Here is a 4,407-nt window from a genome sequence, read left to right as displayed (position 1 = left end):
GAGCCGTGTGAGGTGAAAGTCTCATGCACGGTTCTGAATGGGAGGGGGAGAAGGTGACTTCTCTCTCGACCCCTAATGCTCAATTAGACGGTTCAAGTCCGCTGGGCTCCATTCTCCAAGGAACCCCATTCAGAATCCGGCTCCCGATCCGGCGCGATCGCCGGACCGAGGTTTTTCTCAGGTTTCCTCTCTCCTTCGAGAGTGGCCAAATTCTGAAGAAAGTCGCTATGATCTCGAAGATGGACAGAACGTTCGGGTTGTGTCCGAGGCCCTGGGAAACTGATGTTTGACAAGGCCGAAGAGGTGAGTATGATCCAGTAAGGAGCCATTCATTTCAACCTCCCCCATATCGCAACTTATATTTAAACAACGATCGGCTGTGCCATCTTCAAAAGCCCAGAAAATTGACCTGAATGATGAGTATCCCTGTCCCTGTCGGCGGCGGGGGAAACTCGTCCCGATTACCCTGACAGATGCCTTCGGCTGCGATCGCTGTCAGCAAATTTTCGTCGTTGACGAAAGCGGGTACTCCCTGGAACAACTCTCCACCCACTATCCCTACAAACAGGTGTGGCGGTGGACCGGCCACCAGTGGAACCGGGCCACCCCCGGCCTGCGATCGCACTACCTGCCCCTCGCCCTGGGGATGCTGCTGGTGCCCCTGGTGATTTGGTTGCCCCTGGCGATGTACTCCCCCGGACCCAACATCTTGCTTTGGGCGATGGTGGCCGTTATGCTGGCGATGTTGCCCGCACTCATGGTTTGGCTCGCTTACAGGCGTTAAGCTCAATGATCATCGACGATTTCAGCGCTTCCCCCGCCCCCATCAATCCGGTTCGTCGGGCTTACTCCGCCAGCCTCGAACTGGCACAAGTCTCGGGAGAGGCTCGAAGTCGGGCGCTGCGGGTGATGGCCGACGCCCTGCGGCGCAGACAGAACGACATTCTGGAAGCCAACACCCTGGATCTGGAAGCCAGCCGGGAAATGGGGGTTCCGGAACTGATCGGAGAGTGGCTGAAACTGACGCCGAAACGCCTGGAAACCACCGTCGAGATCCTGAAACGGCTGGGCGACCTCCCCGACCCCATCGGGCGGGTGATGAGCGCCCCCTACCAACTCGAACAGTGCCAGGGCTACCGCCAATTCATCCCCCTGGGCACGATCGCCCTCATTTACGAAGCCTTTCCCGAACTGGGGGCGATCGCGGCTGGATTTTGCCTGAAAACGGCGAACAGCTTGATTTTGATGGGGGGCAGCGAGGCCAACTATTCCAACCAGACCCTCGCCGAAACCCTCCAGTCGGCCCTGGAAGACGTGGGGATGCCGCCGGGATGTCTGGAGGCCATCCCCGCCGACTCCGACCACCCCATCTCCAACCTGGTCACCCAAGACCGCCACATCAATCTCGTCATCCCCTACGGACGCCCCCAACTCATCCAACAGGTCGTCAACCAGGCCACCGTCCCGGTACTCAAATCGGCGATGGGGAATTGTTACCTCTACTGGTCTGCCACAGCCAACGTCGATCTAGCCCGGTGGATGATCCTCGAAAGCCATCGGAGCGAACCCGACCCGGTGAACGCGATCGAAAAAGTCCTCATCGACCCCAACCAAAAGACCTCCTCCCTAGTGCGGCTGTGGAACAGTCTGCGGGAGGAGGGGTTTGAACTGCGCGGCGACCGGCAACTGGTTGAGGACTTTCCCGAACTGACCTTGGCCGAATTCGCCGAATGGTCCAATCCCTACCTGAGCAAAACCGTCGCGTTCCGATTTGTCGAAAACCTCGAAGATGCGATCGCCTGGATGAACCAGTACAGCAGCAACCACGCCAACTGCCTCGCCACCGAATCCTACAGCGAAAGCCGTCAATTCGCCCAAAACGCCAACAGCGCCCTCTCCTTCATCAACACATCCCCCCGATTTTCGCGCCATCAAAACCGGGGGGATGCCATTTTTTTGGGAATGTCGAATCAGAAAGGATACCGACGCGGACTGATCAGCCTGGAAACCCTCACCACCCTCAAACACGTCGTCCAAGGCAACGGTAAGGTATGACAATGAACAATTAATAATTAACAATTATTAATTATTAATGATCAATGATCAATTCTTCTCACTCTGCCGCCACCAGTTTGACATTTTTCGCCAAACCCAGGATTTGCAACAGTCGGATCGTCATCCAAGTCAGGTCAATTTCCCACCATTTCAAGCCGTGGCGGGCCGAATATTGGTAAGCGTGGTGGTTGTTGTGCCAGCCTTCGCCGTAGGTGACGAGGGCCACCCACCAGCAGTTTTTCGAGTGGTCTTTGGCATCGTAGGTCTCATAGCCAAACTTGTGGGTGGCGCTGTTGACAAACCAGGTGCAGTGGAAGACGGCGACGATGCGGAAAAAGATTCCCCACACCACGAACGGCCAGCCACCGAGCAGGTAGAGGACGATACCCAAAGCAATCTGAATCGGAACAAAATAGTTTTGTAAGAACTGGTAAACCGGATCTTGATTGATGTCTTTGGTGAAACGGGGAACATCGGAATCGGCGGGGATATCCCAGAGCATCCAGCCCATGTGACTCCACCAGAAACCCTTATTGGAATCGTGGGGATCTAGGGGTTGGTCCGAGTACAGGTGGTGGATGCGGTGCAACCCGACCCACTGGATCGGCCCCCCCTGGCAAGCCAAGGAGCCGCAGAACGCGAAAAAGTATTCCAGCCACTTGGGCGTTTCAAAGCTGCGGTGCGTGATCAGGCGGTGGAATCCCAATGTAATTCCCAAGCCACCCGTGACCCAGTGCAGAAAAATGGCCACACCGATCGCGGCCCAGCTAAAATTACTCGGCAGCAGCACGAACAGCGCGCCGATATGGAGAAATGCCATAAAGCCGATGGTGACCCAGTCGGGCTTGAGTTTGGTTTCGGTTGCAATCGTCATGAATATCAGGTTGATTAACGGACGAGTCCCATTGGCGTCATAATATGCAGCGCCCACATCGAGCATGAGTCAGGTGATGAAACACAGCACTGAGCAGCTACATCAAGCGCAACAGGCACTATCCCCGATTTTTTCTGGAATTGACGCGCAGGTCAAGCACAATCTCGGTCGAGTTTTGGATGCTTTCCGTCGATATCGGGTAGGAACCCATCATTTTGCCGGTGTTTCGGGCTACGGACACGACGATCTGGGTCGTCAGACTTGCGATCGCGTATTTGCCGACGTTATGGGGGCCCAAGCGGCTGCGGTACGAGTGCAGTTCGTTTCCGGAACTCACGCGATCGCCTCGGCCCTGTTCGGTTGCCTGCGCCCGGGAGATGAGATGCTGGCCGTGGCCGGTTCTCCCTACGACACCCTCGAAGAGGTGATCGGTTTGCGCGGAAACGGTCAGGGTTCCCTAATAGAGTTTGGCATAGATTATCGCGAATTGGGTTTATCTGCGGATGGAGATCTGGATTGGCCGGCCTTGGAAACAGCCATTTCTCCCCGCACCCGCCTGGTGTTGATCCAGCGTTCCTGCGGATATTCGTGGCGATCGAGTCTTTCCATCGCCGATATCGAAAAGATCGTCCGCATCGTCAAACGGCAAAATCCCGACACGATCTGTTTCGTCGATAACTGCTATGGCGAATTCGTCGAAGACCGGGAACCCCCGGCTGTCGGGGCGGATTTGATCGCCGGTTCCCTGATCAAAAATCCCGGCGGCACTATTATGACGGCGGGGGGCTACGTCGCCGGACGCGCAGATCTCGTCGAAGCGGCCGCCTGTCGCCTCACTGCCCCCGGTATCGGCAGCAGCGGGGGGGCCACCTTCGATCAGAACCGATTGCTGTTCCAGGGCCTATTTCTCGCCCCTCAGATGGTGGGGGAAGCCCTGAAGGGAAATCACCTGACGGCCTCCGTTTTCGACCAACTCGGCTACCGGGTCAACCCCGCACCGATGGTCCCGAGGCGAGATCTGATCCAGGCGATCGAATTGCGATCGCCGGAACGCCTGATCGCCTTCTGTCGGGCAATTCAGCAATATTCCCCCATCGGATCTTACCTAGACCCGGTGCCGGCGGAAATGCCGGGATACGAAAGCCAGTTGGTGATGGCGGGGGGGACTTTTATTGATGGGAGTACGTCGGAATTTTCGGCTGACGGACCGCTGCGGGAACCTTATATTGTGTTCTGTCAGGGGGGGACGCACTGGACCCATATTGCGATCGCACTCGAAGCCGCAATTGATGCGATCGGACCGAAGGATTAGAAACCGGGTTTTTATGAACATTTGGCATGGGGATCGAAAAATTGTCTCGAAAAACCCGGTTTCTTCGGTGCGACAGTTTGAGTAGTTTGAGTAGTAGACCGTTTCGGCTAAAATGAGGCAAAATTCAAAATGTAGCACAGGCATCTTGCCTGTGGATTCAGATCGG

The 4,407-nt window shown here is 56.2% G+C and carries 4 protein-coding genes; 3 read left to right on the top strand and 1 reads right to left on the bottom strand.

Annotation, left to right across the window (positions count from 1 at the left end):
• Positions 1-379: 379 nt before the first annotated feature.
• Positions 380-784, top strand: coding sequence for a hypothetical protein (locus LKE08_RS04970; RefSeq protein ID WP_324703090.1), 405 nt, complete (start codon positions 380-382; stop codon positions 782-784).
• Positions 785-789: 5 nt separating this feature from the next.
• Positions 790-2,055 (top strand): glutamate-5-semialdehyde dehydrogenase, encoded by a 1,266-nt coding sequence (locus LKE08_RS04965; protein ID WP_324703089.1) that lies wholly within the window; start codon positions 790-792, stop codon positions 2,053-2,055.
• A 58-nt stretch (positions 2,056-2,113) separates the two neighbouring features.
• Here the strand turns inward: LKE08_RS04965 and LKE08_RS04960 are convergent, their stop codons facing one another.
• Positions 2,114-2,929 (bottom strand): acyl-CoA desaturase, encoded by an 816-nt coding sequence (locus tag LKE08_RS04960; protein ID WP_324703088.1) that lies wholly within the window; start codon positions 2,927-2,929, stop codon positions 2,114-2,116.
• A gap of 76 nt (positions 2,930-3,005) precedes the next feature.
• On the opposite strand from LKE08_RS04960, the gene LKE08_RS04955 reads away from it, so the two are divergent.
• Positions 3,006-4,241 carry a methionine gamma-lyase family protein gene (locus LKE08_RS04955; RefSeq protein ID WP_324703087.1) on the top strand — a complete coding sequence of 412 codons (1,236 nt, stop codon included), beginning with the start codon at positions 3,006-3,008 and terminating at the stop codon, positions 4,239-4,241.
• The last annotated feature ends 166 nt before the right edge of the window (positions 4,242-4,407 follow it).

Source organism: Lyngbya sp. CCY1209 (genome assembly GCF_035615495.1).
GTDB lineage: Bacteria > Cyanobacteriota > Cyanobacteriia > Cyanobacteriales > Microcoleaceae > Limnospira.
This window is presented reverse-complemented; position numbering and strand designations above follow the sequence as displayed.